General features: G+C 65.0%; 30 protein-coding genes. 19 read left to right on the forward strand and 11 right to left on the reverse strand.

Features of this window, described 5'->3' with window-relative positions:
- Positions 1 to 184: 184 nt before the first annotated feature.
- Positions 185 to 3,319 carry a multidrug efflux RND transporter permease subunit gene (locus tag AXW67_RS12735; protein WP_063678165.1) on the reverse strand — a complete coding sequence of 1,045 codons (3,135 nt, stop codon included), beginning with the start codon at positions 3,317 to 3,319 and terminating at the stop codon, positions 185 to 187.
- A gap of 422 nt (positions 3,320 to 3,741) precedes the next feature.
- Between AXW67_RS12735 and AXW67_RS12740 the strand changes: the two genes are divergently transcribed.
- Positions 3,742 to 4,020, forward strand: coding sequence for a DUF3551 domain-containing protein (locus tag AXW67_RS12740; protein ID WP_063678166.1), 279 nt, complete (start codon positions 3,742 to 3,744; stop codon positions 4,018 to 4,020).
- Between the two features lie 91 nt (positions 4,021 to 4,111).
- Complete coding sequence (locus AXW67_RS12745) at positions 4,112 to 4,339, forward strand: DUF3551 domain-containing protein (RefSeq protein WP_063678167.1); 228 nt, start codon at positions 4,112 to 4,114, stop codon at positions 4,337 to 4,339.
- Positions 4,340 to 4,350: 11 nt separating this feature from the next.
- On the opposite strand, the gene AXW67_RS12750 is transcribed toward AXW67_RS12745, so the two are convergent.
- Together AXW67_RS12750 and AXW67_RS12755 are read right to left on the reverse strand one after the other, a co-directional pair.
- On the reverse strand, positions 4,351 to 4,764 hold the full coding sequence (locus AXW67_RS12750; RefSeq protein WP_063678168.1) for a hypothetical protein: 414 nt from the start codon (positions 4,762 to 4,764) through the stop codon (positions 4,351 to 4,353).
- A gap of 109 nt (positions 4,765 to 4,873) precedes the next feature.
- Positions 4,874 to 5,854, reverse strand: a complete 981-nt coding sequence (locus AXW67_RS12755; protein WP_063678169.1) for a Bug family tripartite tricarboxylate transporter substrate binding protein — start codon at positions 5,852 to 5,854, stop codon at positions 4,874 to 4,876.
- Positions 5,855 to 6,079: 225 nt separating this feature from the next.
- Between AXW67_RS12755 and AXW67_RS12760 the strand changes: the two genes are divergently transcribed.
- The 5 genes from AXW67_RS12760 to AXW67_RS12780 all read left to right on the forward strand — a co-directional run bounded on the left by AXW67_RS12760 (position 6,080) and on the right by AXW67_RS12780 (position 10,713).
- On the forward strand, positions 6,080 to 7,894 hold the full coding sequence (locus tag AXW67_RS12760; protein WP_063678170.1) for a long-chain-acyl-CoA synthetase: 1,815 nt from the start codon (positions 6,080 to 6,082) through the stop codon (positions 7,892 to 7,894).
- 147 nt (positions 7,895 to 8,041) lie between these two features.
- Entirely contained in the window at positions 8,042 to 8,287 is a 246-nt protein-coding gene (locus tag AXW67_RS12765; protein ID WP_027552082.1) for an acyl carrier protein, read from the forward strand.
- Positions 8,274 to 9,656 carry a class I adenylate-forming enzyme family protein gene (locus AXW67_RS12770; protein ID WP_063678171.1) on the forward strand — a complete coding sequence of 461 codons (1,383 nt, stop codon included), beginning with the start codon at positions 8,274 to 8,276 and terminating at the stop codon, positions 9,654 to 9,656. The genes AXW67_RS12765 and AXW67_RS12770 overlap by 14 nt, the downstream gene beginning before the upstream one ends.
- A complete protein-coding gene (locus tag AXW67_RS12775; protein ID WP_063678172.1) occupies positions 9,649 to 10,371 on the forward strand; it encodes an SDR family NAD(P)-dependent oxidoreductase in 723 nt (240 codons plus the stop codon). Before AXW67_RS12770 ends, AXW67_RS12775 begins: the two co-directional genes overlap by 8 nt.
- Before the next feature lie 126 nt (positions 10,372 to 10,497).
- The gene (locus tag AXW67_RS12780; protein WP_201723665.1) at positions 10,498 to 10,713 is read left to right on the forward strand and encodes a hypothetical protein; all 216 of its coding nucleotides are present in this window, start codon (positions 10,498 to 10,500) and stop codon (positions 10,711 to 10,713) included.
- 13 nt (positions 10,714 to 10,726) lie between these two features.
- Here the strand turns inward: AXW67_RS12780 and AXW67_RS12785 are convergent, their stop codons facing one another.
- Positions 10,727 to 11,107 carry a hypothetical protein gene (locus AXW67_RS12785; protein WP_063678174.1) on the reverse strand — a complete coding sequence of 127 codons (381 nt, stop codon included), beginning with the start codon at positions 11,105 to 11,107 and terminating at the stop codon, positions 10,727 to 10,729.
- A gap of 223 nt (positions 11,108 to 11,330) precedes the next feature.
- Between AXW67_RS12785 and AXW67_RS12790 the strand changes: the two genes are divergently transcribed.
- Complete coding sequence (locus tag AXW67_RS12790; RefSeq protein WP_063678175.1) at positions 11,331 to 12,476, forward strand: DUF3095 domain-containing protein; 1,146 nt, start codon at positions 11,331 to 11,333, stop codon at positions 12,474 to 12,476.
- Positions 12,477 to 12,481: 5 nt separating this feature from the next.
- On the opposite strand, the gene AXW67_RS12795 is transcribed toward AXW67_RS12790, so the two are convergent.
- A complete protein-coding gene (locus AXW67_RS12795) occupies positions 12,482 to 12,922 on the reverse strand; it encodes a DUF2147 domain-containing protein (RefSeq protein ID WP_063678234.1) in 441 nt (146 codons plus the stop codon).
- A gap of 165 nt (positions 12,923 to 13,087) precedes the next feature.
- The gene (locus AXW67_RS12800) at positions 13,088 to 13,615 is read right to left on the reverse strand and encodes a GNAT family N-acetyltransferase (protein WP_063678176.1); all 528 of its coding nucleotides are present in this window, start codon (positions 13,613 to 13,615) and stop codon (positions 13,088 to 13,090) included.
- 229 nt (positions 13,616 to 13,844) lie between these two features.
- Between AXW67_RS12800 and AXW67_RS12805 the strand changes: the two genes are divergently transcribed.
- The 11 genes from AXW67_RS12805 to AXW67_RS43145 all read left to right on the forward strand — a co-directional run bounded on the left by AXW67_RS12805 (position 13,845) and on the right by AXW67_RS43145 (position 21,918).
- The gene (locus tag AXW67_RS12805; RefSeq protein WP_026312923.1) at positions 13,845 to 14,441 is read left to right on the forward strand and encodes a superoxide dismutase; all 597 of its coding nucleotides are present in this window, start codon (positions 13,845 to 13,847) and stop codon (positions 14,439 to 14,441) included.
- 285 nt (positions 14,442 to 14,726) lie between these two features.
- Positions 14,727 to 15,338: a permease gene (locus AXW67_RS12810; RefSeq protein ID WP_063678177.1), complete on the forward strand. Its 612-nt coding sequence runs from the start codon at positions 14,727 to 14,729 to the stop codon at positions 15,336 to 15,338.
- Complete coding sequence (locus AXW67_RS12815; protein WP_063678178.1) at positions 15,335 to 15,835, forward strand: hypothetical protein; 501 nt, start codon at positions 15,335 to 15,337, stop codon at positions 15,833 to 15,835. Before AXW67_RS12810 ends, AXW67_RS12815 begins: the two co-directional genes overlap by 4 nt.
- 44 nt (positions 15,836 to 15,879) lie before the next feature.
- Positions 15,880 to 16,104, forward strand: a complete 225-nt coding sequence (locus tag AXW67_RS43960) for a hypothetical protein (protein WP_063678179.1) — start codon at positions 15,880 to 15,882, stop codon at positions 16,102 to 16,104.
- A 2-nt stretch (positions 16,105 to 16,106) separates the two neighbouring features.
- On the forward strand, positions 16,107 to 16,859 hold the full coding sequence (locus tag AXW67_RS12825) for a metal ABC transporter ATP-binding protein (protein WP_063678180.1): 753 nt from the start codon (positions 16,107 to 16,109) through the stop codon (positions 16,857 to 16,859).
- 6 nt (positions 16,860 to 16,865) lie between these two features.
- The gene (locus AXW67_RS12830) at positions 16,866 to 17,735 is read left to right on the forward strand and encodes a metal ABC transporter permease (RefSeq protein WP_027552070.1); all 870 of its coding nucleotides are present in this window, start codon (positions 16,866 to 16,868) and stop codon (positions 17,733 to 17,735) included.
- A 5-nt stretch (positions 17,736 to 17,740) separates the two neighbouring features.
- Entirely contained in the window at positions 17,741 to 18,604 is an 864-nt protein-coding gene (locus AXW67_RS12835) for a metal ABC transporter solute-binding protein, Zn/Mn family (RefSeq protein ID WP_063678181.1), read from the forward strand.
- A 55-nt stretch (positions 18,605 to 18,659) separates the two neighbouring features.
- Positions 18,660 to 19,706 carry a CobW family GTP-binding protein gene (locus AXW67_RS12840; RefSeq protein ID WP_063678182.1) on the forward strand — a complete coding sequence of 349 codons (1,047 nt, stop codon included), beginning with the start codon at positions 18,660 to 18,662 and terminating at the stop codon, positions 19,704 to 19,706.
- Complete coding sequence (locus tag AXW67_RS12845) at positions 19,706 to 20,725, forward strand: WD40 repeat domain-containing protein (RefSeq protein ID WP_063678183.1); 1,020 nt, start codon at positions 19,706 to 19,708, stop codon at positions 20,723 to 20,725. The genes AXW67_RS12840 and AXW67_RS12845 overlap by 1 nt, the downstream gene beginning before the upstream one ends.
- 30 nt (positions 20,726 to 20,755) lie before the next feature.
- Positions 20,756 to 21,472, forward strand: a complete 717-nt coding sequence (locus AXW67_RS12850) for an MgtC/SapB family protein (protein ID WP_063678184.1) — start codon at positions 20,756 to 20,758, stop codon at positions 21,470 to 21,472.
- A gap of 101 nt (positions 21,473 to 21,573) precedes the next feature.
- Positions 21,574 to 21,918: a hypothetical protein gene (locus tag AXW67_RS43145; protein ID WP_063678235.1), complete on the forward strand. Its 345-nt coding sequence runs from the start codon at positions 21,574 to 21,576 to the stop codon at positions 21,916 to 21,918.
- Positions 21,919 to 22,051: 133 nt separating this feature from the next.
- On the opposite strand, the gene AXW67_RS12860 is transcribed toward AXW67_RS43145, so the two are convergent.
- The 5 genes from AXW67_RS12860 to AXW67_RS12880 form a co-directional block, all read right to left on the reverse strand.
- Entirely contained in the window at positions 22,052 to 23,494 is a 1,443-nt protein-coding gene (locus tag AXW67_RS12860; RefSeq protein WP_027552064.1) for a homospermidine synthase, read from the reverse strand.
- A 54-nt stretch (positions 23,495 to 23,548) separates the two neighbouring features.
- On the reverse strand, positions 23,549 to 23,935 hold the full coding sequence (locus tag AXW67_RS12865; RefSeq protein WP_063678185.1) for a RidA family protein: 387 nt from the start codon (positions 23,933 to 23,935) through the stop codon (positions 23,549 to 23,551).
- A 147-nt stretch (positions 23,936 to 24,082) separates the two neighbouring features.
- Positions 24,083 to 24,670: a GNAT family N-acetyltransferase gene (locus AXW67_RS12870; protein WP_063678186.1), complete on the reverse strand. Its 588-nt coding sequence runs from the start codon at positions 24,668 to 24,670 to the stop codon at positions 24,083 to 24,085.
- Between the two features lie 132 nt (positions 24,671 to 24,802).
- Positions 24,803 to 25,945: a type III PLP-dependent enzyme gene (locus tag AXW67_RS12875; protein WP_027552061.1), complete on the reverse strand. Its 1,143-nt coding sequence runs from the start codon at positions 25,943 to 25,945 to the stop codon at positions 24,803 to 24,805.
- Positions 25,946 to 26,618: 673 nt separating this feature from the next.
- Positions 26,619 to 26,873 (reverse strand): hypothetical protein, encoded by a 255-nt coding sequence (locus AXW67_RS12880; RefSeq protein ID WP_063678187.1) that lies wholly within the window; start codon positions 26,871 to 26,873, stop codon positions 26,619 to 26,621.
- Positions 26,874 to 26,944 lie beyond the last annotated feature (71 nt).

Genomic DNA, 26,944 nt, shown 5'->3' on the forward strand with positions numbered 1-26,944 from the left:
CGAAAGCTCGCCACGTACTCCGTCGTCATGCCCGGGCACAGCCGTCTGAAGGACGGCGTCGCTTCCGCTCGCCTATGCCCGGGCATCCACGTCTTTTGTCACACGCGGCTCTGCGTGGATGGCCGGGTCAAGCCCGGCCATGACGACCTCAACTGAGGCGCGCCTATGCTCCTCGCAACGAGGCTCACTCCGCCGCGTCCTTTCGCTCATCCCTCTCGGCCTCCGCTTCCGGCTTCTTCTCCATCCAGCGCGACAGCAAATTGGAGAAGCGGTCGAGATAGAGATAGACGACCGGGGTCGTGAACAGCGTCAGCGCCTGGCTCACCAGGAGACCGCCGACCATGGCGTAGCCGAGCGGCTGGCGGATCTCGGCGCCGGTGCCGTGGCCGAGCATCAGCGGCACGCCGCCGAGCAGGGCCGCCATCGTCGTCATCATGATCGGGCGGAAGCGCAGCAGCGCGGCCTGGCGGATCGACTGCTCCGGCGTCAGATGTTGCTCGCGCTCGGCGACGATGGCGAAATCCACCATCATGATGCCGTTCTTCTTGACGATGCCGATCAGGAGGATGACCCCGATCAGGGCGATCAGGCTGAAATCGAAGCCGAAGATCATCAGGATCGCGATCGCGCCGACGCCGGCCGACGGCAGCGTGGAGAGGATGGTCAGCGGGTGGATGTAGCTCTCATAGAGGACGCCGAGGACCAGGTAGACGACGACGAGCGCAGCGAGGATCAGCATCGGCACGGTGTTCAGCGATTGCTGGAACGCCTGTGCGGTGCCCTGGAAGCTCGTGGCCAGCGTCGGCGGCGCGCCCATCTCGCCGACTGCACGCAGCACGGCATCCGTCGCCTGTCCCAGCGCCACCCCCTCGGCAAGGTTGAAGCTGATGGTCACCGACGGAAACTGGCCCTGATGCGCGATCGCGAGCGGCCGAACCGGCTCGTTGGTCCAGCTGCAGATCACCGAGAGCGGCACTTGCTCGCCGGTCAGCGGTGATTTGATGTAGAGCTTGTCGAGCGTGTCAAGCTTGCCCTGCAGGGCCGGCGTGATCTCGAGGATCACGTGATAGCTGTTGGTCTGGGTGAAATATTGCGCGACCTGGCGCTGGCCGAACGCGTCGTAGAGCGTGTCGTCGATCAGTTGCGGCTGGATGCCGTAGCGCGCGGCAGTGTCGCGGTTGATCGTGAGCTGTAGCGTCGTGCCCTCGGTCTGCTGGTCGGTGGCGACGTCGCGGAGCTGCGGCAGGCTCTTCATGCTCGCCAGGATCCTCGGCGCCCATTCGTTCAGCTCGGCGAGATTGGCGTCCTGCAGCGTGAACTCGAACTGGGTACGGGTGGCGCGGCCGCCGAGGCGGACGTCCTGCGAGGCCTGCATGTAGAGGCGGGCGCCCTCGACCTCGGCGAGCTTCGGCCGCAGCCGCGCGATGATCGCTTGCGCATTGGCGTCGCGCTCCGCGATCGGCTTCAGCGTGATGTACATGCGTCCCGAGTTCAGCGCCGTGCCGCCGCCGCCGATGAACATTGCGATCGAATCGACGGCAGGGTCGGCCTGCACGATGGCGTTGAGCTCCTCCTGCCGCCGCTTCATCTCGGCAAAGGAGATATCCTGCGGCATCTCGGAGACCGCGGTCAGGAAGCCGTTGTCCTGCTGCGGGAAGAAGCCCTTCGGGATCAGGATGAACAGCACAGCCGAGAGTGCGACGGTGGCGAAGAAGATGAGAAGCGTGACGAGGCTGTGCCGCAGCGCGAGGTCCAGGCCGCGCTCGTAAGCGCCGAGCAGGCGCTCGAACATCCGCTCGCTCCACTGGTAGAAGCGGCCGTGCCGCGCCTCGCGGTCGGCGCGCAGGAAGCGCGAGGCCATCATCGGCGTCAGGGTCAGCGACACCACCAGCGAGACGAATATCGCCATCGACAGCGTCACCGCGAACTCGCGGAACAGCCGGCCGATAATGCCGCCCATCAGCAGGAGCGGGATCAGCACGGCGATCAGCGAGATGCTGATCGACACGATGGTGAAGCCGATCTCGGCCGCGCCCTTGTAAGCGGCGGCGAGCGGGCTCTCGCCGCGCTCGACATAGCGCGTGATGTTCTCCAGCATCACGATGGCGTCGTCGACGACGAAGCCGACCGCGATCGTGAGCGCCATCAGCGACAGATTGTCCAGCGAATAGCCGAACACCCACATCAGCGAGCAGGCGCCCAGCAGCGCCAGCGGCACGGTGATGCTCGGGATGATCGTGGCCCAGAAGCTGCGCAGGAAGACGAAGATCACCATGACCACCAGCGCGATGGTGATCATGAGCGTGATCTGCACGTCCTCGACCGCGGCACGGATGGTGATGGTGCGGTCGCTGATGATCTTGATCTTGATCGCCGGCGGGATCGCCGCGATCAGTCGCGGCAGCTGCGCCTTGATACGCTCGACCGTCTCGATGACGTTGGCGCCTGGCTGCTTGAAGATGACCAGGAAGACGCCGCGCTTGCCATCGGCCCAGGCGGCCGTCTTCATGTCCTCGGGACCTGCCACAGCCTCGCCGATGTCGCGGACCCGCAACGGCGCGCCGTTGCGGTAGGCGACGATGACGTCCTGCCAGTGCGCCGCCTCGAGCAACTGGTCGTTGGCGTAGATGGTGTAGGCGCGCGTCGGGCCGTCGATGTTGCCTTTCGGGCCGTCGGAGGTCGCGATCGCGATCTGGCTGCGCACGTCCTCCAGCGACAATCCCTTGGCGACGAGCTTGGCCGGATCGACCTGGATGCGCACGGAAGGCTTCTGCTGCCCGCCGACGAATACCTGCGCGACGCCGGGAAGCTGGCTGATCTGCTGCGCGAGCTGGGCATCGGTGCGGTCGCTGACGGTGGTCAACGGCAGCGTGTCCGAGGTCGCCGACAGGATCATGATCGGCGAATCCGCCGGGTTGACCTTGCGATAGGTCGGCGGCGAGGGGAGGTTCTTCGGCAACTGGCCGCTTGCAGCGTTGATCGCGGCCTGCACGTCGTTGGCGGCGGCATCGATCAGGCGGTTGAGATCGAACTGGATGGTGATCGACGCCGAGCCGAGCGAGCTCGTCGAGGTCATTTGCGTGATGCCGGGGATTTGCGCGAGCTGGCGCTCGAGCGGCTGCGCGACCGAGGAGGCCATGGTCTCGGGGCTGCCACCTGGCAGCGAGGCGGACACCTGGATGGTTGGAAAGTCAACCTGGGGCAGGGGTGCGACCGGCAGCAGCGGGTAGGCCACGAGGCCCACGAACAGGATGCCCGCCATCAGCAGCGACGTGCCGATCGGATAGCGGATGAACAGAGACGAGAAGCTCTCTTGCATGCCCTGAAACCATCGATTGGCCAGCGCATCTTCTCCTCGCATGCGGCGGAGTCGCGCCCGAGAGCCCGAGCGCGAATGTGCGTTTCCTTCAGCCCATATGTTTGTTGATCGCCCCGGATCGTCGTCGATCCGGAGCCGGCGTTGTCTCAGGAGAGTAGTCCGTTCGCTCGGGCCTGCGAATGGAATCCTGCGCCGGATGTTTGCGACCTTTGTCGAAGGAGAACGGCCGCGAGATATGCGTTTTGTGCAGGTCGGAATCGGGCCGCTCTTTCTCCTTTCCCGGCCGTCCGACGCTGCTTCTCAACTTTTCAAACGCGCGTCACAAGCGGGAGAGGTATGTTGAGGAATGGTCGCTTCTTTCGCGGTGTTGTGCCATATCGAATTGGCATAACGCCGCCGCCACCGATCTGAGGAAGTTTCCGATGCGCCTACCGCTCCTGACCATCATGGCGATTGCCACGCTGCAAGCCGTCGCGCCGGCGAGCGCGCAGACCTACGATCCGCGCTTTCCGGTCTGCATGCACGTCTTCACGTCCGGCGGCCGGGGCGGTGGCGGTGACTATTTCGACTGTTCCTTCACCTCGCTGCCGCAGTGCCAGGCCACGGCATCGGGTCGCGCCGCGAGCTGCGACCTCAATCCCTACTATGCCTTCGACGAGCCGCCGCCGCCCTCGCGCCGGCGCCACAAGAAGGTGTACTAGCGGCCCGCGCACATCTTCGGATTGTGCAAGCCCGTTGCTGTTGCCGCGCAGCGGCTCCGCCGCAGCCTGTGCTTCTCCAGGAAGAAGTCTGATGCGCCTCTCATTCGGTCTGATCATGGCCGCCGGTGATCCCCGCTTTCCCGTCTGCATGCACGTTTATTCCGGCGGGAGCGGAGGCGGCGGGGATTGGTATGACTGCTCCTTCACGTCGCTGCCGCAATGCCGTGCCACGGCCTCGGGCCGCGCCGCGAGCTGCGACCTCAATCCGTATTTTGCCGCTGGCGAACCGCCGCGCCGTCGCCGCAGGAGAATCGACTAGCGCAGTCGCGTTCACCGCTCGCCAGGCCACCAGTCCGAGCGCGGGTCATGCGCGGAAATCTTCGTCCGGCGCAGCGCCACGAGATGGCTGCGCTTGTAGGGGCGGCCCGACAATTCCGAGCACTGCCGGCAGCGCATGTAGCGCTCGAGCTCGTGGATCGGCGTCGATTTCCTTCGCCTGACGATATCGAGCGCGACCGTCTGGTGCGTCTCGCACCCCAGGCACTTCACTTCGAGATAGAGGTAGCCCGCGTTGAGCGCATCTCCCAGCGTCGGGGAGGGCTGCGCCGGCCCCCGGAACCCCAGCATGCGCTTGTTCCAGGCCTCGCAGGCGAGCCGGTCGGCCCCCTTGCGCGCCTCCGCTGCCTGTTCCGCCGCCGCACGGACGGAAGCGCCGTAGATTCGCTCGCGGGATTTGGTCGTCATGGCGCGGCAACATGCGCGCGCACAAGACGCGAACGCAAGCCGCTAGGAATGGTGGGTGTGGATGACCGCGTCGCTAACTGCCGCTTTGCCCAGCAGGCAGATACCGCCGTTACTCCTTCTTCACGCCGGACAGTTCCACGACCTTGCGCCAGCGGTCGGTCTCCGCGCCCAGCATGCTGCCGAACTCGCCTGCGTTGCCGTGCAGCGGGATCGCGCCGAGCTCGGCGATGCGGGTCTTGATCTCGGTGTCGGAGAGTGCGGCGTCGATCTCGCGATTGAGGAGGTCGATGATCTCGCGCGGCGTGTCGCGCGGCGCGCCGACGCCGTAGAACGAGCTCGTCTCATAACCGGCAAGCGTGTCCGCGATGGGGGACACGTCCGGCAAGATCTCCGAGCGCTCGCGCATGGTGATGCCGAGCGCGCGCAGCTTCCCGGCACGCACCAGCTCAAACGACGAGCTGACGTTGTCGAACATGCCCTGGATCTGCCCGCTCATCACGTCGGTCAATCCCGGCGCCGAGCCGCGATAGGGAACGTGGGTGAACTGCACGCCGGCCAGCGACTTGAACAGCTCGCCGGAGAGATGCAGCGAGGTGCCGATGCCGGAGGAGGCGATCGACAGCTTGCCGGGATTGGCCTTGGCGTAGGCGATGAAGTCGGCAACGGTCTTCACCGGCAGATCATTGTTGACGACCAGCACCAGTGGAATGCGCGCGACACCCGCGACCGGCGCGATGCCCTTGGCGAAATCGTAAGGCAGTGCCGGATCGAAGGAGGCGTTGATGGCGTTGGCGGTCGAGGTGAGCAGCAGCGTGTAGCCGTCAGGCGCAGATGTGATCACCGCCTGCGTGCCGATATTGCCGCCGGCGCCGGGCTTGTTCTCCACGACGAAGGTCTGGCCGAGCCGGTCCGACAGGCGCTGGCAGATCAGCCGTGACAGCACGTCGGTCGCACCGCCCGGTGCATATGGCACCACCCATTTCACGCTGCGCGACGGATAGGAGGGATTGCCGATGGCAAAGGCGCGCGGCGCGGCGAGCGTTGCCGCAGCACAGGCGGCGGTCTGAAGGAATAATCTCTTGGTGATCATGTTGGCCTCCAGTTCACCTCGCCCCCGCTTGCGGGGAGAGGCCGCGTGCCCGAATGACTGGAGTGCTATCGCAAGAATTGCGCCGGCTCGCACGCCGTTCCCGTCGGCTTGGTAAAGGATGACTGCATTTAATCATCAGCTAACCGAGTTTTACCTTGTCTCTTAACACCTGGTCAGGAGCCCGCGGTCTAAGTTGCTGGGAATACGCAGAGACGGCCCGAAAGAATGAACAATATGATCACCGGCGTCATCGAGCAGCCGAAAGCCGCGCGTCCGCCCTCGGCTTCAAGGATCTGGCTGAAGGCGATCGAGCTCACCGCGCGCATCGAGACGCTGCCGGGCCGGCTGTTCGCCGACGTCGTCGACGATTGGGCGCGGCGCCAGCCCGACCGCGCCGCGCTGGTCATGGACGATGCAAGCCTTGATTATGAGGGGCTGTCGAGGCGCATCAATCGCTATGCGCGCTGGGCGCGCTCGGCGGGCGTCGCCAAGGGCGACACCGTCGGCCTGATCATGCCGAACGGCATCGACTACGTCGCCGCCTGGCTCGGCATCAGCCGCGTCGGCGGCGTGGTCGCGCTGATCAACACCAAGCTCGTCGGTCCGTCGCTGGCGCATTGCATCGACGTGGCAAGACCCTCGCATATCATCATTGCGCATGACCTGACGGAGGCGCTGGACGGCGCAGCGCCACACCTGAAGACGCCAGCCAAGATCTGGACCCATGGCGATGCCCGCAGCGAGCGCGCCATCGACGTTGCGCTCGCAGCGCTCGACGATGGTCCGCTGTCTCAGGACGAGCATGGCAACGTCACCATCGATGATCGCGCGCTGCTGATCTACACGTCCGGCACGACAGGCTTGCCGAAGGCCGCCAGCATCAGCCACCGCCGCATCCTCAACTGGGGCTTCTGGTTCGCCGGCCTCGCTGGCGCGACGCCGCAGGACCGGCTCTACGACTGCCTGCCGCTGTTCCATTCAGTCGGCGGTATCGTCGCGCCCTGCAGCATGCTCGCCGCCGGCGGTTCGGTGGTGATCGCGGATAAATTTTCGGCGTCGAACTTCTGGCACGACATCGTGCGGCACGACTGCACGTTGTTTCAGTATATCGGCGAGCTCTGCCGCTATCTCCTCAAGGCGCCGCCGTCCGAATACGAGAACAGCCACCATTTGCGTCTGGTCTGCGGCAACGGCCTGCGTGGCGATATCTGGGAGGATTTCCAGGCGCGCTTTTCCATTCCCCGCATCCTCGAATTCTATGCGGCGACGGAGGGCAATTTCTCGCTGTTCAATGTCGAGGGGCAGCCCGGTGCGATTGGTCGCATCCCGCCGCTGCTTGCCCATCGCTTTCCCGCAAGTCTCGTCAAGCTCGATCCCGACAGCGGCGTGCCATGGCGCAATGACGAAGGCTTCTGCGTCGCCTGCGCCCGCGGCGAGGCCGGCGAAGCCATCGGCCGCATTGGCACCGCGGATGAGGGCGGCGGCCGCTTCGAGGGCTACACCGACGCCGGCGAGACCGAGAAGAAGATCCTTCGCGATGTCTTTGCCAGGGGCGATGCCTGGTTTCGCACCGGCGATCTGATGCGGATCGACGACGAGGGCTTCTTCCATTTCGTCGACCGCATCGGCGACACCTTCCGCTGGAAGGGCGAGAACGTCGCCACCTCGGAGGTCAACGACGCCGTTCGCGATTTCACCGGCGTGGTCGACGCCACCACCTACGGCGTCAGCATTCCCGGCGCCGACGGTCGTGCCGGCATGAGCGCGATCGTCGTGAACGAAGGTTTTGACATCGCGAGCCTGCCGGCGCATCTGGCGCAGCGCCTGCCGGCCTACGCACGCCCCGTCTTCATCCGCATCTCGCACGAGCTCGATGCAACCGAAACGTTCAAGCAGAAGAAGGGCGATCTCGCACGCGAGGGATTCGATCCCGGCAAGATCTCCGATGTGCTGTACATGGCGGATCCGAAATCCGGCAGCTATGTCGCGCTGGATCAGGACGCATATGCACAGATCATCGACGGCGCGATCAGGCTGTAGCCGCGCGAAAATCCGGAGATGGGTCCAATTTTACCTGAATTGTCCAAGAAGCCATTTACTTCTGTCCGGTAAACAGCGTGGGCCTCGGGAGGCGGTCAGCAAGAACCGCCGCAACACGAACGATCGATAACAAGAAGCGAGCCAGCCATGTCGGTAAGGTTAAAGGTCATTGAAGCGATCAAGCAGATCGCCAAAGAGCAGCACGTCACGCTTCCCGAACTTTCGGACGATCTGTCCCTGCACGAGACGGGCTTCGATTCGCTCGCCTTCGCCATCCTGGTTGCGCGCCTCGAGGACGAGACCGGCGTCGATCCCTTCACCATTTCCGAGGACGCGGCGTTCCCCGCCACCGTGGGCGATTTCGTGCGGGCCTACGAAAATGTCCCCGCGTGAAATCTTCGCGCTCCGTGACCATCTCGGCGCGGAGCTGAAGGGCCGCACCCTGTCGGACGCGCACAATAGCGCGTCGCTGACGGATATCCTGTCGCAGACAGTGCTGGGCGGCCGCCTGCGCGAGCTGTCGAGCCGGGCAGTGCTGCTCAAGCTATCCGACCAGCTCCGGTCAGGCCTTGCCATGATCGAGCTCGACGGCATCGCCCGTCGCATGCTGCTGTGCCCGCCGGATCTCAATCCGGCGCATCTCGACGCATTGATCGCCGATGCCGGCATCGATGCCGTCGTCACCGACGAGCCTGCGCGCTGGACGGGGAGCGGCGTCGCGCTGATCGTCACCGCAGAATTGCCGCTCGCGCCCGCCACGCCGGCGCAGACCGAGCGCGCCACCGAATGGCTGATGCTCACCTCGGGCACGTCGGGCGTGCCGAAGATCGCCGGCCATACGCTGGAGGCGCTGACCGGCGCGATCGTCGCCGAAGGCCCAGCGCGCGGACCGGCGCCGGTATGGGCCACGTTCTACGACATTCGCCGCTATGGCGGCCTGCAGATATTTCTCCGCGCCATCCTCTCTGGCGGCTCGATGGTGCTGTCCGACCCGCATGAGGCACTCGCCGATCACGTCGCGCGGCTGAATGCGCGCGCAGTCTCCCACATCTCCGGCACGCCCTCGCATTGGCGCAAGCTGCTGATGAGCGGCTCGGCGGCGCAGTTCGCACCGCGCTATGTCCGCCTGTCCGGCGAGATCGCCGACCAGGCGGTGCTCGACGGCCTGAAGACGGCGTTTCCGAACGCGTCCGTCGGTCATGCCTATGCCTCGACCGAAGCCGGCGTCGGCTTTGCCGTCAATGACGGGCTCGAGGGCTTTCCGGCCGACTATCTCGGCAACCGCAATGGCGTCGAGATGAAAGTCGTCGACGGCTCGCTGCGCATCCGCTCGACGCGCACGGCCCACGCTTACATCGGCCGCAACGCCACCGCACTCACCGATGATGATGGGTTTGTCGACAGCGGCGACATGGTCGAGTTGCGCGGCGACCGCTACTATTTCGTAGGTCGTCGCGGCGGCATCATCAATATCGGTGGGCTGAAGGTCCATCCCGAGGAGATCGAGGCGGTCATCAACCGTCATCCCGATGTGAGGATGTCGCGGGCCAAATCGCGGCGCAGCCCGATCACCGGTGGCATCGTCGTCGCCGACGTGATCCTCGCCGACGGGACCGATCCGGCGCGCGCGAAGGAGATTCGCGATCAGATTCTCAATCAGTGCCGGGCCCATCTCGCCTCGCACAAGGTGCCGGCCGTGATCCGCTTCGTCGAAGCGCTCGACGTCACACCGGCCGGCAAACTGGCGCGCACCGATGCATAATGTTCTCGTCACCGGCGGCAGCCGCGGCATCGGCCTCGCGATCGCCAGGCGTCTGATTGGCACCGGCTACAACGTGGTCGTGACCGCGCGGCGCGAGAGCGGGGAGCTCAAGGCCGCGATCGGCGAGTCCGAAGGCCGTCTGCATTTCCGCGCCTGCGACCTTGCCGTGATCGATGCGATCCCGGCCTTCGCCAAGCTCGTGCGCGACGAATTCGGCCCGATCTACGGCCTCGTCAACAATGCCGGCCTCGGCACCGAAGGCCTGCTCGCCACCATGCACAATTCCGAGATCGAGGCGCTGGTACAGCTCAACGTGCTGTCGCCGATCATCCTCACCAAATATGTCGCGCGCCAGATGATGGCGGATGGTGCGGGTCGTATCATCAACATCTCCTCCATCATCGCCACCACCGGCTATAACGGCCTGTCGGTCTATGGCGCGACCAAGGCCGCCGCCACCGGCTTCACCCGCTCGCTCGCGCGCGAGGTCGGTAAGCTCGGCATCACCGTGAACGCGATTGCTCCGGGCTTCATCGACACCGAACTCACGCACAATCTGTCGGACGAGGGACGCAAGCGCATCGCCGGCCGCAGCGCGTTGCGGCGCCTGCCGGAGACGGACGACGTCGCACGCATGGTGGAATATCTGCTCGGCGAGGGCGGCCGCAACGTGACCGGCACCGTCTTCACGATCGACGCGGGCAATACGGCGTAAGCGGAACTGTGCCCCGACAACACGGTTGATCCGGCTCAATTTGATTTCACCGGATTTGGTCGTAAGATGCCGCGCAATCGATTGGATTACGTCAATCGATCTGCCCCAATCGATAGGGAGCAGTCCATGCCCGCTTCAAACATGACCGCTTCGAACCAGGACCGGACATCGGCAGAGCCATCGGGCGCGAAGCCGGGCGAGATCAACTGCCAGCCGATGTCAAATCAGAATTCCGGTGGTCACGGCCACGAAATGTACCCGCAGCAATTCGTCCGTCTCGTGGGCTGTCACGATGTGCCGGCATCCTTGCTGCGCAGACTGCAGGACGGGAAGCTGCACTAGCTCGCACCCGCGCTCATGTCCGCTGCTTCGGCAGGTCAATCCGTTCGTGTGAGAATTCCGGCGGCCCTTCGGTGAGGCGGCGAATGCGGCGCTCGCGCTCCTCTAGCGGCAGCGCGGGATCGAGCAGGCGGTCGATCTCGTGCACGGCGAGCTCCTCGATCCTGGTGAAGTCCGCGTCGACCGTTGCGCGGGACGGCGGCGCCGCCGCGGGAGCATGCTTCAGGCCGAGCTCGACCAGCTTGCAGATCGCATCCGAGCGCACCAGCTCATGGGCCTCAGCCCAGGCATCGACGGCCGCGGTCAAGCCTTCCGGCATCTTCACGGCGCTGACCACGTCGCATGCCGCATGCCGGTGCACCGGAGCGGCCGAGTCCTTGTTGCCGAAGTCAGACACCTCGATTGATCCCCTTGGATGATCGGACAATAGGCAACGTTTTCGGGAGGCTGTTTGATGCGGATCAATGACCGGCTGCGGCAATGCAGCGCGGCGCGATCTTGTTGTCCGCCCCCGTTTCAGCCAATGATCGGGACTTCGAAGGGCGCGCCGGCCGGCGAACCCGGATCGATCCTGCCCCGTATCTCCCTCGGACGCGCTTCCCAACCATCGGCATCACGCGATGACATCAGGCGATTCCTTCTACGGCAACATCCGCGTCTTCCGCGGCTTCACCAGCCTGATGGATCCGGCGCTCTATGCGCCGCTGCCGGATGACTGGAACATCGGCGTCGCCGACATCGTCGATTCCACCAAGGCGATCGCGGCACAGCGCTACAAGGCGGTCAATATGGCCGGTGCTGCCGTGATCGCGTCGGTGACAAATGCACTGGAGGGGCGGGAATTCCCCTTCGTGTTCGGCGGCGACGGCGCGAGCTTTGCGGTCGCGCCCGATGATCTCGATCGTGCCCGGGAGGCGCTGGAGGCGACCGCGGCCTGGGTGCGGGAGGATCTCGATCTGAAGATGCGCGTCGCGCTGGTGCCGGTGAGCGCCATTCGCGCGCAAGGCCTCGATGTCCGCGTCGCGCGCTTCGGCCCGTCGGCGAACCTGTCCTATGCGATGTTCTCCGGCGGAGGGTTGGGGTGGGCCGAAGCCGCGATGAAGCGCGGCGAGTTCGCGCTTCCCGCGGCGCCCGCCGGCACGCAGCCGGATCTCTCCGGACTATCCTGCCGCTTCGAGGAGATTCCGGCCTCGCGCGGCCTGATCCTGTCGGTGCTGGTAGTGCCGGCGGGTAGCGCCGATCCCAGAGCTTTTCGCAAGGTGATCGAGGACGTGATCCACCTCGTCGAACGCAGCCCGGATTCCGGCCGTCCCGTGCCGGCGCAGGGGCCACCTTTGCGGTGGCCGCCGCAGGGGCTCGACTATGAGGCGCGGGCGGCGCGTGGCGGGCCGCTGCTCAAACGCCGCGCCAGCGTCCTCATCTACACGCTGTTCGCCTATTTGATCATGCGCTTCGACATCAAGGTCGGCGGCTTCGTGCCGAAGCGCTACAAGCAACAGGTGGTCGAGAATTCCGACTTCCGCAAATATGACGACGGTCTGCGCATGATCCTCGACTGCGCGCCCGAGCTCGAACGCGCCTTGAGCGAGCGCCTTGCGGCCGGCGCGCGCGACGGCGTCGTGCGCTACGGACTGCACCGGCAGGACGCGGCGATGATGACCTGCTTCACGCCGTCGGCGCTGCGCAGCGACCACGTCCATTTCATCGACGGTGCGCGAGGCGGCTACGCCTCGGCGGCAACGGCGCTGAAGGCGATGATGGCGTGAGAAAGTTAGTGGCCGACCCGGCTCCAGGTCTCGCCGCCGCAGAGCGCGCCGACACAGCCTTCGACCCGCAAGCTTTCCGCGCCGCTCACCGTGATGCTGCTCGCATAGGTGCTGCCGTCGTCGGCATTGTAGATCTGCCCCGACCATTTGTTCGGACCTGCGGGCTGCATGGCGCTGAACAGCGGCAGTCCGATGATCGGCCGCCGGGCCAGCGCGGGATTGGGATTCTTGCTGTCGGTGGCGGGCTGGCCGGTCGCGGTGTCGTAGGGCTCGCGCAGCCAGACGATGACGCCGCAGATGCCGCCGCCGCATTTGCTGATCTTCACACGGGCATCGCCGGCCTGGGTCAGCCAGGTGCCGCTGGCATCGGCGCTTTGCGCGTGGGCAGTGGTCGCGCCGAGCAGCGCAGCCAGAAGGACGGTGGAAACGGCGAATCTGGAAAACATGGAGAGCCCCGAAAATGAAGGCGCCTCCATAGCAGCAAATCAGGATAGTGTAACGCTCGACGGAATCACATTCCTGCGTTGATTTGCCCCAGCGGACGAAAACGGCGACGCCAGGTAGCCGCAATGATCATGTGCCGCTGGACGCAATCAGTGGCAATCGCGAGATCACCAGGGCAGGCCGCAGAGGTCGAGCGTGCCGAGGCGCGGCGCGCGGACGACGTCGAACACGAAAGGCGCCATGTATTCGAAGCGGATCCGCCCCTCCGGCTGCTCGCAAAAGACATCGCCGGTGAAGCGATGCCAGTTGCGGGCCTCATAGAACGCGAAATTGTGCGGCTCGCAGAACAGGACCGCGAAGCGGACCGCCTCGTTGGCCCGCATGGTGTGGACCGCCGCATCGATCGCCATCGTCGCGTAGCCGCGTCCGCGCCGGTCCTCGCGCGTGCAGACGCCGCCGATCCCGCCGACATGGACCTTGCGCCCGTTCCAGCTGATGGTGCGGAAGTGGATGCCGACATGGCAGACGAGGCCGTCCTCCGGCGTCTCGATCAGCACGCGGAGATCGGCATTGGCCCATTTGATGTGGCTCCAGGGCGGCTTCTCGTCCGCGTGGCGCCCCCAGATCGCGCTGAGCAGCGGCTTTGCGATCGGCCAGGAGGCGTCGCCGTTCAAAATGTCGATCTCGATGCTCATGGCTCTCTCTTTCGCATGCATTCGTTCTGCCATAAGCACCTCAAAGGCAATGATATTTTGCGGCGAACGACCGGGCCCGGTTGAACGCCGCTCCGCCGCGCCGATTTTATGCAATCGGGCCAAGCGACCGCATGACGCATTTTCGCAAATTGGCGGTATTTAACGCCGCAGGAACCTTCTATAAGGGGTGACCGTTAGAACGTTCCCCACCAGTTGCGGACAAGAACCCATGACCTTTACGCTGCCCCCACTCCCTTACGCCTATGACGCCCTCGGCCAGTACATGTCGAAGGAAACGCTCGAATATCACCACGACAAGCATCATCAGGCCTACGTCACCAACGGCAATAACGCGCTCAAGGGGACCGAATGGGAAGGCAAGTCCCTTGAGGAGATCGTCAAGGGCTCGTTCGGCAAGAACCCCGCGGTGTTCAACAATGCCGGCCAGCACTACAACCACATCCACTTCTGGAGCTGGATGAAGCCCAACGGCGGCGGCACCAAGCTGCCGGGCAAGCTCGAGAAGAAGATCAACGAGGACCTCGGCGGCTTCGAGAAGTTCAAGACGGATTTCCAGGCGGCTGGCGTCGGTCAGTTCGGCTCCGGCTGGTGCTGGCTCCAGGTCAAGAACGGCAAGCTCGAAATCTCCAAGACCCCGAACGGCGAGAATCCGCTGGTGCACGGCGCCACCCCGATCCTCGGATGCGACGTCTGGGAGCACTCCTACTACATCGACTATCGCAACCGTCGCCCGGACTATCTGAAGGCGTTCGTCGAGAACCTCGTGAACTGGGAATACGTCGAGTCGCTGTTCGACAAGGCGTAAGTATTTGGAGTCATTCCGGGGCGCGCGAAGCGCGAGCCCGGAATCCATTTATCCGCTCGGGTTTACGCTCGATGGATTCCGGGCTCGGCGCTGGCGCGCCGCCCCGGAATGACAGAACAACAAAGGCGGTCGCATCCGCGGCCGCCTTTTTTGCTGCGCGGAATTCGGCCCTCATCCGGCATAGCCCTGCGCAGGGCGCGCATCGCTCCCGTCGCCGTTCAGTTTGCATCACGTCGGCGCCGCCCTTAATCAGAACGGGCATCCCCTCAATCCGACCCGAGCCCGTTGTCAGAGACTTTCCCGAAAGAGCCGGCGACTGCCGAGGACGCTGAATCCGAGCCTCGGCCGGGGCGCATCCGCAAGCCGATCGGCTGGTCGACGATCATCATCGCGGCATTGGTGGCGGTGAGCGCGGCGCTGGTCTGGCGGCGTGACGGGACCGACGGTGTTCTCGACATTCTGACCCACGATCTCTCGCTGTTCGGCGGCATCCTGCCGCGCGTGCTGGCCGGCTGCCTGCTCGGGGCTTTCATCTCGGAGATCCTGCCGCACGAAAAAGTCTCGCGCTCGCTCGGGCCGAAGTCCGGCCTGATGGGCCTTCTGATCGGCACCGCCTTCGGCGCGATTCTGCCGGGCGGGCCGTTCACCGCCTATCCGGTGGCGAGCGCGCTGCTCGCGGTCGGCGCCGATTTCGGCGCCACCATCGCCATGGTCGTGAGCTGGACTCTGATCGGCTATGGCCGCGCGGTAGCCTGGGAAATCCCGATCATGGGCACGGATTTCACGCTGTGGCGGATCGTGATCTCGCTTCCGCTGCCGGTGCTCGCGGGCGCGCTCGGCCGCTTCGTCTATGTCCGGCTCTACCCGAAGCCGATCGCCAAGGAAGACGAGACGTGAGCGCCGCGCTTCTCATCGACATCCTGCTGTGGGGTTCGGTGCTCGGCGTCGGCCTGATCGCCTTCCGCCGCGGTCCTCCCGTGTTCAAGTCCTCGCTCCGCGAAGGCTTGATGGACTTCATCAACATCGTGCCGCGGATCGCGCTGGGCGTGATCGGCTCCGGCTATATCGCCGCCATCATCCCCCAGGAGGTGATCACCGGCTGGCTCGGCCCGGACAGCGGCTGGCTTGGGGTGGCAACCGCCGTGGTCGCCGGGGCCGCGACGCCCGGCGGTCCCGTGATCGGCTTCTCGATCGGCACGGTGGCGCTAAAGTCGGGCGGGGGCGTCCCGCAGGTGGTCGCCTATGTCGTCGCCTGGGCCCTATTTGCCTTCCAGCGGGTGATCTTGTGGGAAATCCCGTTCATGCCGGCCCGTTTCGTCTGGTTCCGCTGCGCTGTCTCGGTGCCGTTCCCATTCGTCGCGGCGGCCATCGCGATGGTGATCGGCAAGCCGTGAGCCGGGGCGTGGACAGGCGTAATGTTATAATATAACGTCTTCAAATGGTTCCCGCCGCGTCCCACGCCCACCATCACGATCACTCCCATGACCACGCCCATTCTCATGGGCACGACCATACGCATGCCCATGTCCACGACCCCGCGGCCCCGCACCCGGCGCAGGCCGCGCCTTGGTCGATCCTGCGCATGACGATGGCGGGCCGCCTTGCTGCGGCGCTGGCCGTCTGTGCCGTGTTGTGGGGCGTGGTCTGGCTTGCGATGAGGTGAGCATGGCGGCGCTGCACTTCCACAATGTCACGCTCGGCTACGACCGGCACCCGGCCGTGCACCACCTCAGCGGCGAGGTCGCGCCCGGCACGCTGGTGGCGGTGATCGGGCCGAACGGCGCCGGCAAGTCGACGCTGCTGCGCGGCATCGTCGGTATCCTCAGGCCGCTCGATGGCAGCATCCATCTCGGCAGCCTCGATGCGAGGGACATCGCGTATCTGCCGCAGAGTGCGGAGATCGATCGCAGCTTCCCGATCTCGGTGTTCGACTTCGTCGGCACCGGGCTTTGGCGCGGGACCGGCGTGTTCGGCGGCATCGGCAAGGTCGCGCGGGAAAAAATCCTCCGCGCGATCGCTTCCGTTGGTCTCAACGGCTTCGAGAACCGCCCGATCGGCACGCTCTCCGGCGGGCAGATGCAGCGCGTGCTGTTCGCGCGCGTACTGCTCCAGGACGCGAGCCTGATCGTGCTGGACGAGCCCTTCAACGCCATCGACAGCAAGACCACGGCCGATCTGCTGGCGCTGGTGAAGCGCTGGCACGGCGAAGGCCGCACTGTGCTCGCCGCGCTGCACGACATGGAGATGGTGCGCAGCCACTTCACCGAGACGCTTGTGCTGGCGCGCGGGCCGGTGGCGTGGGGACCGACGGCGGAGGTGCTGACGCCGGAGAATCTGTTGGTGGCGATGCGGATGTGCGAGGCCTTCGACGACGGCGCCGCGGCCTGCGGCGAAGATGGGCGCTCGCAGGCGGCGTGACATCCGATGATCCATGATGTCCTGATCGGCCCGTTCACCGAATTCGAGTTCATGCGGCGCGCGCTTGCAGCCGTCGTCGCGCTGTCGCTCGCCGGTGCGCCGATCGGCGTGTTTCTGATGCTGCGGCGGATGAGCCTCGTTGGCGACGCCATGGCGCATGCGATCCTGCCGGGCGCGGCGGTTGGCTTCCTGCTCTCCGGTCTCAACCTGTTTGCGATGACCGCGGGCGGACTGATCGCGGGCTTTACGGTCGCGATCCTCGCCGGCGTGGTCGCGCGCTCGACCGGGTTGAAGGAGGACGCGTCGCTCGCGACCTTCTATCTCGCCTCGCTGGCGCTGGGCGTCACCATCGTCTCGATCAAGGGCACCAATATCGATCTCTTGCACGTGCTGTTCGGTAACATCCTTGCCATGGACGACCAGACGCTGCTGGTGGTGGCCTTCAACGCCACGATCACGCTGCTGGTGCTCGCGGTGATCTATCGCCCGCTGGTGATCGAGAGCGTCGATCCCTTGTTCCTGCGAACCGTCAGCCGCGCCGGCGGGCCGGCGCATCTCGCATTCCTCGCGCTCGTGGTCATCAACCTCGTCAACGGTTTCCAGGCGCTCGGCACCTTGCTTGCCGTCGGCCTGATGATCATGCCGGCGGGCATTGCGCGGTTCTGGTCGCGCGATCTCACCGCCATGATCTGCATCGCCGTGATCGCCGCCGCCGTCTCGGGCTACGCCGGCCTTGTGCTGTCGTTCCAGACCCGCGTACCCTCGGGCCCTGCGATCATCCTGGTCGCGACGGTGTTCTACGTCGTCTCCGTCCTGTTCGGCCGTGTCGGCGGCGTCGTCAGGCAGATGTTTCCCGGCCGGCATCTGGAAGCGTGAGGCCGATGCGGCTTGTCCTGCTTTGTGTGCTCTTGCTGATCGCTTCGCCGCTCAACGCCGCAGAGCGGCTCAACGTGATTGCGAGCTTCTCGATCCTCGGCGATTTCGTCCGCAATGTCGGCGGCGACCGCATCAATCTCACGACACTGGTCGGCGCCGACAGCGACGTCCATGTTTATACGCCGGCGCCGGGTGACGCGAAGCGGGTCGCGGATGCAAGGCTCGTGATCGTCAACGGGCTCGGCCTCGAGGGCTGGCTGCCGCGGCTCGTGCAGTCTTCCGGCGGCAAGGCGCAGGTGGTCACCGCGAGTGCCGGCATCGTGCCCTTGAAGCTTGGATCGGACGCCGACCCGCATGCCTGGCAGTCGGTCACGAACGCCAAGCTCTATGTAACGAACATTGCCGGTGCACTGGCCGCCGCCGACCCGGATGACGCCGACTTCTTCCGCGCCCAGGCCAAGACCTATCTGGAAAAGCTCGAAACGCTCGACCGCGAGGTGCGCGAGGCGATCGCACAAATCCCGCTCGAGCGGCGCAAGGTGATCTCGACCCACAATGCCTTCGGCTATTTTGCCGCCGAATACGGCGTCCAGTTCATCGCCCCCTTGGGGGTCTCGACGGAAACCGAGCCCAGCGCACGCGATATCGCTGGTATCATTGGCCAGATCAGGGCCCAAAAGATCCCGGCGGTGTTCCTTGAGAATATCAGCGACGACCGGCTGATCCGGCGGATCGCCGCGGAGACCGGGGCAAGGGTCGGCGGGACCCTGATTTCGGACGGTTTGACCGGCGAAAAGGGGCCAGCCCCCACTTACATTGATATGGTCAGGCACAATATAAAGGCCCTGACCAGCGCGCTTGACCAATAGGGCGGGGGCCACCCCGCCTCGCGTCGCGCGAAAAAGCCCGAAGTCCGGAGTTGTTATGTCTGAAGCGACCGCCCCCAAGATTCCCGTGACCGTCCTGACCGGCTATCTCGGCGCCGGCAAGACCACGCTTTTGAACCGCATCCTGTCGGAGAACCACGGCAAGAAATACGCCGTCATCGTCAACGAATTCGGCGAGATCGGCATCGACAACGACCTCATCATCGGCGCCGATGAGGAAGTGTTCGAAATGAACAATGGCTGCATCTGCTGCACCGTGCGCGGCGATCTCGTGCGCATCATGGAAGGGCTGATGAAGCGCAAGGGCAAGTTCGACGCCATCATCGTCGAGACCACGGGCCTCGCCGATCCGGCGCCGGTCGCGCAGACATTCTTCGTCGACGAGGACGTGCAGAAGAACGCCCGCCTCGATGCGGTCGTCACGGTCGCGGATGCCAAATGGCTGTCCGACCGGCTGAAGGATGCGCCCGAGGCCAAGAACCAGATCGCCTTCGCCGACGTGATCGTGCTCAACAAGACCGATCTCGTCACCAAGCCGGAGCTCGCCGAAGTCGAGGCCCGTATCCGCGGCATCAATCCTTATGCAAAGCTCCACCGCACCGAGCGCTGCTCGGTGGCCTTGGCTGATGTGCTCGATCGCGGCGCGTTCGATCTCGACCGTATCCTCGACATCGAGCCGGATTTTCTCGAGGCCGACGATCATGATCACGACCACGATCATCACCATCACGGCCACGACCATCATCACCACCACGATCACCACGGCCTGAAGCATTATCACGACGAGGAGATGCAGTCGCTGGCGCTCAAGACCGACAAGCCGCTCGATCCGAACGTGTTCATGCCCTGGCTGCAGAACCTGGTGCAGATGGAGGGCCAGAAGATCCTGCGTTCCAAGGGTATCCTCGCCTTCCACGACGACGAAGACCGCTATGTCTTCCAGGGCGTGCACATGATGCTGGAGGGCAACCACCAGCGGAAATGGAAGGAAGGCGAGCCGCGCGAAAGCCGCCTCGTCTTCATCGGCCGCGAACTGCCGGAAGAGGCCATCCGCCAGGGTTTTGAGAGCTGCATCGTCTCGTGATGAAAGAGTTTACACCGGCCCCCGATTCACCCTCGATCGTCTCCGTCACCGACCGGGTCAAACCGGTCGCGCTCGGGATGGGCGTGACCTCCGTGCATTTCCTCGGCGACCGTGCCGCCTTTGTCGGCGGTGAGGAGAATGTCGCGCTTGTGGATGCGGGCGGTGATGTCGCCAAGGTTGCCGTTCATAGCGGCGGCATTCTCTCCACCGCATCCGACGGCAAACGCCTCGTCATGGGCGGCGACGACGGCAAGGTCACAGGCCTCGATGCCAAGGGCGAGGTGACGCTGCTCGCCACCGATCCGAAGCGGCGCTGGATCGATGCGGTGGCACTGCACGCCGATGGCGCTTTCGCCTGGTCGGCCGGCAAGACGGCTGTCGTCAAGAGCTGCAAGAACGAGGAGAAATCGATCGAGGTGCCCTCGACCGTCGGCGGTCTTGCGTTCGCGCCAAAGGGCCTGCGGCTCGCGATCGCGCATTACAATGGCGCGACGCTGTGGTTTCCCAACATGGCGGCCACGGCCGAATTCCTGCCTTGGGCCGGCTCGCATCTCGGCGTCACCTTCAGCCCCGACAACAAATTCCTGGTTACCGCGATGCACGAGCCGGCGCTGCATGGCTGGCGGCTCGCCGACAACCGGCACATGCGCATGACCGGCTATCCCGGCCGCGTCCGCTCGATGTCCTGGAGCGCGGGCGGCAAGGCACTGGCGACGTCGGGCGCCGACACCGTGATCCTGTGGCCGTTCGCGAGCAAGGACGGTCCGATGGGCAAGGAGCCCGCGATGATCGCGCCGCTCCAGGCGCGCGTGTCGGTGGTTGCTTGCCATCCAAAAAACGACATCCTCGCTGCGGGCTATGGCGACGGCACCGTGCTGATGGTGCGTCTGGAGGACGGCGCGGAGATCCTGGTCCGCCGCAACGGCACCCCGCCGGTTGCAGCGCTCGCCTGGAACGCCAAGGGCACGCTGCTCGCCTTTGCGGATGAAAATGGGGACGGCGGCCTTCTGGAGCTTTAATCTGTCATTGTTCTGACCGTATAGGGGGCCATGCGGTTTCTGACGACCTTCCAGCTTGCTGACTTCGCCGACACCCTGGTCAGCCTGTTCACGGCCTTTGTGCTGGGCACGCTGATCGGCGCCGAGCGGCAATATCGGCAGCGTACCGCGGGCCTGCGCACCAATGTGCTGGTCGCTGTCGGCGCCGCGGCGTTCGTTGACCTGGCGATGCATCTGACCGGGGCCGACGGTGCGGTGCGGGTGATTTCCTACGTCGTCTCGGGCATCGGCTTCCTCGGCGCCGGCGTCATCATGAAGCAGGGCATGGACGTGCGCGGTCTCAACACCGCGGCGACCCTGTGGGCCTCGGCGGCGGTCGGATCCTGCGCCGGCGCGGATCTCGTCGCCCAAGCCGTGCTGCTGACCGTATTCATCATCGCCGGCAACACGCTGCTGCGGCCTCTGGTCAACGCCATCAACCGTATCCCGCTGAACGAGAAGGCCCTGGAGGCGACCTATTATTTCAAGCTCGCGGTTGCGACCGACGCCTTGCCCGACATGCGCGACCGTTTGGTCGACAAGCTCGAGGTCGCCAAATATCCGGTGGCCGATGTCGACGTGGTCGAGATCGGGGACGACAATCTGGAGATCGTCGCAAAGCTGGTTGCGACCGCGGTCGATCCGAACGAACTGAACGCGGTGGCGACCGACCTCCAGCACCTGCCGGGCGTGCGGCACGCCACCTGGGAAGTCAGCACCACCGAGTGACGCGACGTTCCGGCGCGCGAGCGCGTGGTTCCCGGCTGGTCGGGTGCGGAACCGCGCTTCCTTGAATTCGTTGATCTCCTGAATGAGTGACGGTGATCGACATGCCCGGCAACCAGGATAAACGCGGACTGAAAATTGACCTGATGGTCGCCTGCTCGCTGTTTGCGGCGGGCGTGGTGATATCGGGCCTGTCACTGGCGCAGATCCGGGCCGAGTATCGGATGCAGACGGCGCAGGCGACGGGACCACTCCAGGGCAAACCGTCCGACGATCAGGACAAAACTCCCGCGCAATCAAAGCCCGGCGGCGAGCGCCCGACCACGCCCGCGCCCGAGCCCGCACGCCCTGATCCGCAGACGCAGGGGGCGGCGAAGCCAGTCCTGCCGCAGGCCCCTGCCGAGAAGATCGCCCCGCCGATCAAGGAGCCGCCGACCAAGGAGAAGTAGGTTTCTCCGCCATCATTCCGGGGCGCGCGTAGCGCGAGCACGGAATCCATGCATCCACACGTACTGCCGCTCGATGGATTCCGGGCTCGCGCCAAGTGGCGCACCCCGGAATGACGGGTGGAGGGAGCGCGCCTCAGCGCACCAGGATATTCCGGAACTGCCAGGGATCGCTCGTATCGATATCTTCCGGAAACAGTCCCGGACGATCCGTCAGCGGCGTCCAGTCGGTGTAGAAACCCTTCACCGGTCCGAGATACGGCATCTGGATTTCAAGCAGACGATCGAAATCCATCTCGTCGGCTTCGACGATGCCTTCGTTCGGGTTTTCCAGCGCCCACACCATGCCGGCGAGCACGGCGGAGGTCACTTGCAGGCCGGTCGCGTTCTGATAGGGCGCGAGTTTGCGGGTCTCTTCGATGGAGAGCTGCGAGCCGTACCAGTAGGCATTGTTGTCATGGCCGAACAGCAGCACGCCGAGTTCGTCGATGCCATCGACGATTTCGTTCTCATCGAGAATGTGGTGCTTTTCCTGCATCTTCGCTGCGCGGCCGAACATTTCATGCAGCGACAGCACGGCATCGTCGGCCGGATGGTAGGCATAGTGGCAGGTCGGCCGATAGATCGCCGTGCCCGATGCGTCACGCACCGTGAAGTAATCGGAGATCGAGATCGACTCGTTGTGGGTAACGAGGAAGCCATACTGCGCGCCACGGGTCGGGCACCAGGTGCGCACGCGCGTGTTGGCGCCCGGCTGCATCAGATAGATGGCGGCGCCGCAGCCGGCTTCGTGGGTGCGCGCATTCTCGGGCATCCATTTTTCATGGGTGCCCCAACCGAGTTCGGACGGCTGCACGCCTTCCGACAGGAAGCCTTCCACCGACCAGGTGTTGACGAAGACATCGGGCTCCTTCGGCGACTTGGAGCGCTGGGTGTCGCGTTCGGCGATATGGATGCCCTTGACGCCGGCCTGCCGCATCAAGTCCGCCCATTCGGCTTTGGTCTTCGGCTTGGGAGCATTGAGCTTCAGATCGGCGGCGACATTGAGTAGCGCCTGCTTGACGAAAAAGGAGACCATGCCGGGATTGGCGCCACAGCAGGAGACGGCCGTCGTCGAGCCCGCGGGGCGCGCCTTCTTGGCGGCGAGCGTCACTTCGCGCAGGGCGTAGTTGGAGCGCGCTTCCGGGCCCTTCGATGAATCGAAATAGAAGCCGAGCCAGGGCTCGTTGACGGTGTCGATATAAAGCGCGCCGAGCTCGTTGCAGAGCTCCATGATGTCGGTCGAGCCGGTATCGACCGAGAGATTGACGCAAAAACCCTGGCCGCCGCCTTCAGTGAGCAGCGGGGTCAGCAGTTCGCGATAATTGTCCTTGGTCACGCCCTTCTGGATGAAGCGTACGTTGTGCTTCTCGCAATGCGCCTTGCGGCCCTCGTCCTTGGGGTCGATCACGGTGATGCGCGACTTGTCGTAATCGAGATGCCGCTCGATCATCGGCAACGTGCCTTTGCCGATGGAGCCGAAGCCGACCATGACGATGGGGCCGGTGATCTTCGCGTAGATCTGCGAGGCGGGGCTCATCAAGTATCTCCAGGAGACGGTCTAAGTGAACGGTCTAGGTTGGGTGTTGGTGGGTCAGGTGCGGCGCTTCGCGGTCACTTCGATCTCGACCTTCATCTCGGGCTTGTAGAGTGCCGAGACGACGAGCAGCGTGGCCGCCGGGCGGATCTCGCCGAGGACTGCGCCGCAGACGGCGAAATGCGCGTCCGCGTCCCTGGCGTCGGTGAGGTAGTAGGTCGCGCGGACGATGTCGGCCATCTCGAAGCCGCCCTCCTTCAGGGCGGATTCGATGGTCTTGAAGCAGTTGCGTGACTGGCTCGTGACATCGGCCGGCATGCTCATCGTCGCGTAGTCGTAGCCGGTGGTTCCCGCGACGAAGGCGAAGTCGCCGTCGATCACGGCACGGCTGTAGCCCGCGGTCTTCTCGAATGGGGAGCCGGTGGAAATCAGGCGACGGGACATGGTGCTGGACCTCGGCTGAAGGGGATGTTTCGCGGGTTAAAGGGCGTTTCCGGGGGGCGCGCAACCCCAAAGGAGCGGGGATTAGCTCAGGCGCGGCCGGGCATCGCCGCGGTATGCGGCTTCGGTCTTCGCCATCATGGCAATCCCTTAGGCCGCGTGTGCTTGGAGGGCGCGAACCGCCCTCCGTTTGGGCAAGATAGCGCCGGTCGCAACGACCATCCCGGACGCGCCATCGAGCGCGCCCGCGGTGAATTCGAGCGCCAGCAGGCGGTCGCGTTCGAACGGGCCGGGCAGCGAGAGCTCGCCGGTCTTCTCGCCCGAGAAGCCGAAGCGGGCGTAGTAGGGGGCATCGCCGAGCAGGATCACGGCAGCATGCCCGCGCGCCCGGGCGGCGGCCAGCGCTTGATGCATCAGCGCGGCGCCGATCCCGAGCTCGCGGCAGGCAGGGTCGACCGCAAGCGGTCCGAGGACCAAAGCGGCCCTGCCTCCGGCGCTGACATGCCACAGCCGCACGGTACCCACGAGCTTCCCCTCGCGCACAGCCGACAGCGCAAGGCCGGCGGCGGGTGCGCGTCCGTCGCGCAGGCGCTGACAGGTGCGGCCATGGCGGTTCTCGCCAAAGCAGGCATCGAGCAGCGCTTCACGCATCGCAACGTCGGCAGCACGCTCCGCACGGATCGCGAACGGAGCGGCTTTCGAGGTGAGGGAGACCTGTGGCTTCCGAAGAGCAGTCATGACACGTCAGTCCCCGCTTGAACCCACGGGCCCGAAGGCTCGCCGGTCCAAGGCGTCGTCAGAAATCGAAGATGTCAGGGAGGAGCCGGCACGGCCGGCTCCCGGTTCATCGAGCCTCGAAAAGGAGGCGGATCAGATGTGGTAGGTCCTCAGCGGCGGGATGCCGTTGAACGCCACCGACGAGTAGGTCGACGTATAGGCCCCGGTCCCTTCGATCAGCACCTTGTCGCCGATCTCGAGCGTGACGGGGAGCGGATACGGGTTCTTCTCGTACAGCACGTCGGCGGAATCGCAGGTTGGCCCTGCGAGCACGCACGGCGTCATGTCCGCCCCGTCATGCGGGGTGCGGATGGCGTAGCGGATCGACTCGTCCATGGTCTCGGCGAGACCGCCGAACTTGCCGATGTCCAGGTACACCCAGCGCACCTCGTCCTCGTCGCTCTTCTTCGAGATGAGCACGACCTCGGACTCGATGATGCCGGCATTGCCCACCATGCCGCGACCCGGCTCGATGATGGTTTCCGGAATCTGGTTGCCGAAGTGCTTGCGCAGTGCGCGGAAGATCGAGCGGCCGTAGGTGACGACCGGCGGCACGTCCTTCAGGTACTTGGTCGGGAAGCCCCCGCCCATGTTGACCATGGAGAGGTTGATGCCGCGCTCGGCGCAGTCGCGGAACACCTGCGAGGCCATCGCCAGCGCGCGGTCCCACGCCTTCACCTTGCGCTGCTGCGAGCCGACATGGAAGGAGATGCCGCACGGCTCGAGGCCCAGACGCTTGGCGACGTCGAGCACCTCGACCGCCATCTCCGGGTCGCAGCCGAACTTGCGCGACAGCGGCCACTCGGCGCCGGCGCAGTCGTAGAGGATGCGGCAGAACACCTTCGCGCCGGGGGCGGCACGGGCGACCTTCTCGACCTCGGCGGCGCAATCGACCGCGAACAGGCGAATGCCGAGCGCGAAGGCGCGCGCGATGTCGCGCTCCTTCTTGATCGTGTTGCCGAAGGAGATGCGGTCGGGCGTCGCGCCCGCGGCCAGCGCCATCTCGATCTCGGCGACCGTTGCGGTGTCGAAGCAGGAGCCCATGGAGGCGAGCAGGGACAGCACTTCCGGCGCCGGGTTCGCCTTCACGGCGTAGAACACGCGGCTGTCGGGCAGCGCCTTGGCAAAGCTCTGGTAATTGTCGCGCACGACCTCGAGGTCGACGACGAGGCACGGCTCGGTGTCGAGGCCTTCGCTGCTGCGGTTGCGCAGGAATTCCCTGATGCGATCGGTCATAGCACCCTCCAAACGGCCCCAGCGACGGAGCCCGTTCAAAATGTTCTCGGACAAGGGTGCTTTGCCGCTGCCGCACGATGGAGACGCGACAGGGCCAAGAACCCTAGACCGAATTGTGCTGCCGTGGATTGGTTGGGAATTTTCCCGCCCGCTCACCTGGCAATGAAGGACAAGCCTTTTCAGTAGCCCGCGCCGGCGTTGGAATGCCGGTAGAGACCAAAAAAGCCCGATCCGTCGTTGCTTTAAGTCGCGTCCCCCGTTGAGAACGAGGTGCGCCGGTTCGCCTCCGGCTGCCAGTCACGGTTGCAAAGAGCGAAGTCACCTTCGACATGGCATCTCTTTGAGAGAGATGCTGGACGCTTCGGGTTTGCTTCGGTCTTGGACTTCTTCAGTCTGCCGACTTCTGCACTTCCGAAGAGCCCCTCGGCTTCTTCACCCCTTGGCGGCTGTCCGGCCTCTTGTCCGGATACCTACCGACTGACACACGACCACAGGCACGTGCGAAATTGGGCAAGTCCGCACATAAGCGTTTTGACTCGGCTTCGCAAGAATTTTTTTAGGCTGAGGACAGAATTGCCTAACATCTGCTTGCGCTGTGATGCGCAAGCGACGCTCAAGATGAACAGGCGTTAAGTTCTCTGCGCGGCGCGCGTGTCGCTCGCGCGCGTGTGCGTCAGATGCGCTTGATGAAGGGCTCGACGCGCTGAGCTGCGCGGATGAAGGCGGTCATCACGAGCACGCCGAGTGCGAACAGCGCGGCCTGGAGGATGTGCGCGCCCTGGTCGCCGAGCCCGAACAGGATCGCGAGCGCCCAGCCGCCGGCGAACGCCGCGCCAAACACCTCCGCGCCGATCAGGATGGCGGCGCTGATGACGGTGATGACGCTGCGCCAGACGATCTGGCGGGAGGAAGAGGCAGGCGCGTTCATAGGCAAAAGGTCCGTGGTCTGGGAGGGCCGCAATCTCCCCGAAAAGGCGGCCGGGAGCAAGGGCAAAAGGC

Source organism: Bradyrhizobium neotropicale (assembly GCF_001641695.1).
Taxonomy (GTDB): Bacteria; Pseudomonadota; Alphaproteobacteria; order Rhizobiales; family Xanthobacteraceae; genus Bradyrhizobium; species Bradyrhizobium neotropicale.

Coding starts and splice junctions, on each gene's coding strand:
- AXW67_RS12845 (WP_063678183.1), top strand. CDS start 19,706: ATGAAAGAGTTTACACCGGCCCCCGATTCACCCTCGATCGTCTCCGTC.
- AXW67_RS12865 (WP_063678185.1), bottom strand. CDS start 23,935: ATGTCCCGTCGCCTGATTTCCACCGGCTCCCCATTCGAGAAGACCGCG.
- AXW67_RS12840 (WP_063678182.1), top strand. CDS start 18,660: ATGTCTGAAGCGACCGCCCCCAAGATTCCCGTGACCGTCCTGACCGGC.
- AXW67_RS12835 (WP_063678181.1), top strand. CDS start 17,741: ATGCGGCTTGTCCTGCTTTGTGTGCTCTTGCTGATCGCTTCGCCGCTC.
- AXW67_RS12860 (WP_027552064.1), bottom strand. CDS start 23,494: ATGAGCCCCGCCTCGCAGATCTACGCGAAGATCACCGGCCCCATCGTC.
- AXW67_RS12780 (WP_201723665.1), top strand. CDS start 10,498: ATGCCCGCTTCAAACATGACCGCTTCGAACCAGGACCGGACATCGGCA.
- AXW67_RS12775 (WP_063678172.1), top strand. CDS start 9,649: ATGCATAATGTTCTCGTCACCGGCGGCAGCCGCGGCATCGGCCTCGCG.
- AXW67_RS12800 (WP_063678176.1), bottom strand. CDS start 13,615: ATGAGCATCGAGATCGACATTTTGAACGGCGACGCCTCCTGGCCGATC.
- AXW67_RS43145 (WP_063678235.1), top strand. CDS start 21,574: ATGCCCGGCAACCAGGATAAACGCGGACTGAAAATTGACCTGATGGTC.
- AXW67_RS12825 (WP_063678180.1), top strand. CDS start 16,107: ATGGCGGCGCTGCACTTCCACAATGTCACGCTCGGCTACGACCGGCAC.
- AXW67_RS12770 (WP_063678171.1), top strand. CDS start 8,274: ATGTCCCCGCGTGAAATCTTCGCGCTCCGTGACCATCTCGGCGCGGAG.
- AXW67_RS12795 (WP_063678234.1), bottom strand. CDS start 12,922: ATGTTTTCCAGATTCGCCGTTTCCACCGTCCTTCTGGCTGCGCTGCTC.
- AXW67_RS12750 (WP_063678168.1), bottom strand. CDS start 4,764: ATGACGACCAAATCCCGCGAGCGAATCTACGGCGCTTCCGTCCGTGCG.
- AXW67_RS12880 (WP_063678187.1), bottom strand. CDS start 26,873: ATGAACGCGCCTGCCTCTTCCTCCCGCCAGATCGTCTGGCGCAGCGTC.
- AXW67_RS43960 (WP_063678179.1), top strand. CDS start 15,880: ATGGTTCCCGCCGCGTCCCACGCCCACCATCACGATCACTCCCATGAC.
- AXW67_RS12870 (WP_063678186.1), bottom strand. CDS start 24,670: ATGACTGCTCTTCGGAAGCCACAGGTCTCCCTCACCTCGAAAGCCGCT.
- AXW67_RS12765 (WP_027552082.1), top strand. CDS start 8,042: ATGTCGGTAAGGTTAAAGGTCATTGAAGCGATCAAGCAGATCGCCAAA.
- AXW67_RS12735 (WP_063678165.1), bottom strand. CDS start 3,319: ATGCAAGAGAGCTTCTCGTCTCTGTTCATCCGCTATCCGATCGGCACG.
- AXW67_RS12850 (WP_063678184.1), top strand. CDS start 20,756: ATGCGGTTTCTGACGACCTTCCAGCTTGCTGACTTCGCCGACACCCTG.
- AXW67_RS12740 (WP_063678166.1), top strand. CDS start 3,742: ATGCGCCTACCGCTCCTGACCATCATGGCGATTGCCACGCTGCAAGCC.
- AXW67_RS12755 (WP_063678169.1), bottom strand. CDS start 5,854: ATGATCACCAAGAGATTATTCCTTCAGACCGCCGCCTGTGCTGCGGCA.
- AXW67_RS12805 (WP_026312923.1), top strand. CDS start 13,845: ATGACCTTTACGCTGCCCCCACTCCCTTACGCCTATGACGCCCTCGGC.
- AXW67_RS12745 (WP_063678167.1), top strand. CDS start 4,112: ATGCGCCTCTCATTCGGTCTGATCATGGCCGCCGGTGATCCCCGCTTT.
- AXW67_RS12790 (WP_063678175.1), top strand. CDS start 11,331: ATGACATCAGGCGATTCCTTCTACGGCAACATCCGCGTCTTCCGCGGC.
- AXW67_RS12760 (WP_063678170.1), top strand. CDS start 6,080: ATGAACAATATGATCACCGGCGTCATCGAGCAGCCGAAAGCCGCGCGT.
- AXW67_RS12830 (WP_027552070.1), top strand. CDS start 16,866: ATGATCCATGATGTCCTGATCGGCCCGTTCACCGAATTCGAGTTCATG.
- AXW67_RS12875 (WP_027552061.1), bottom strand. CDS start 25,945: ATGACCGATCGCATCAGGGAATTCCTGCGCAACCGCAGCAGCGAAGGC.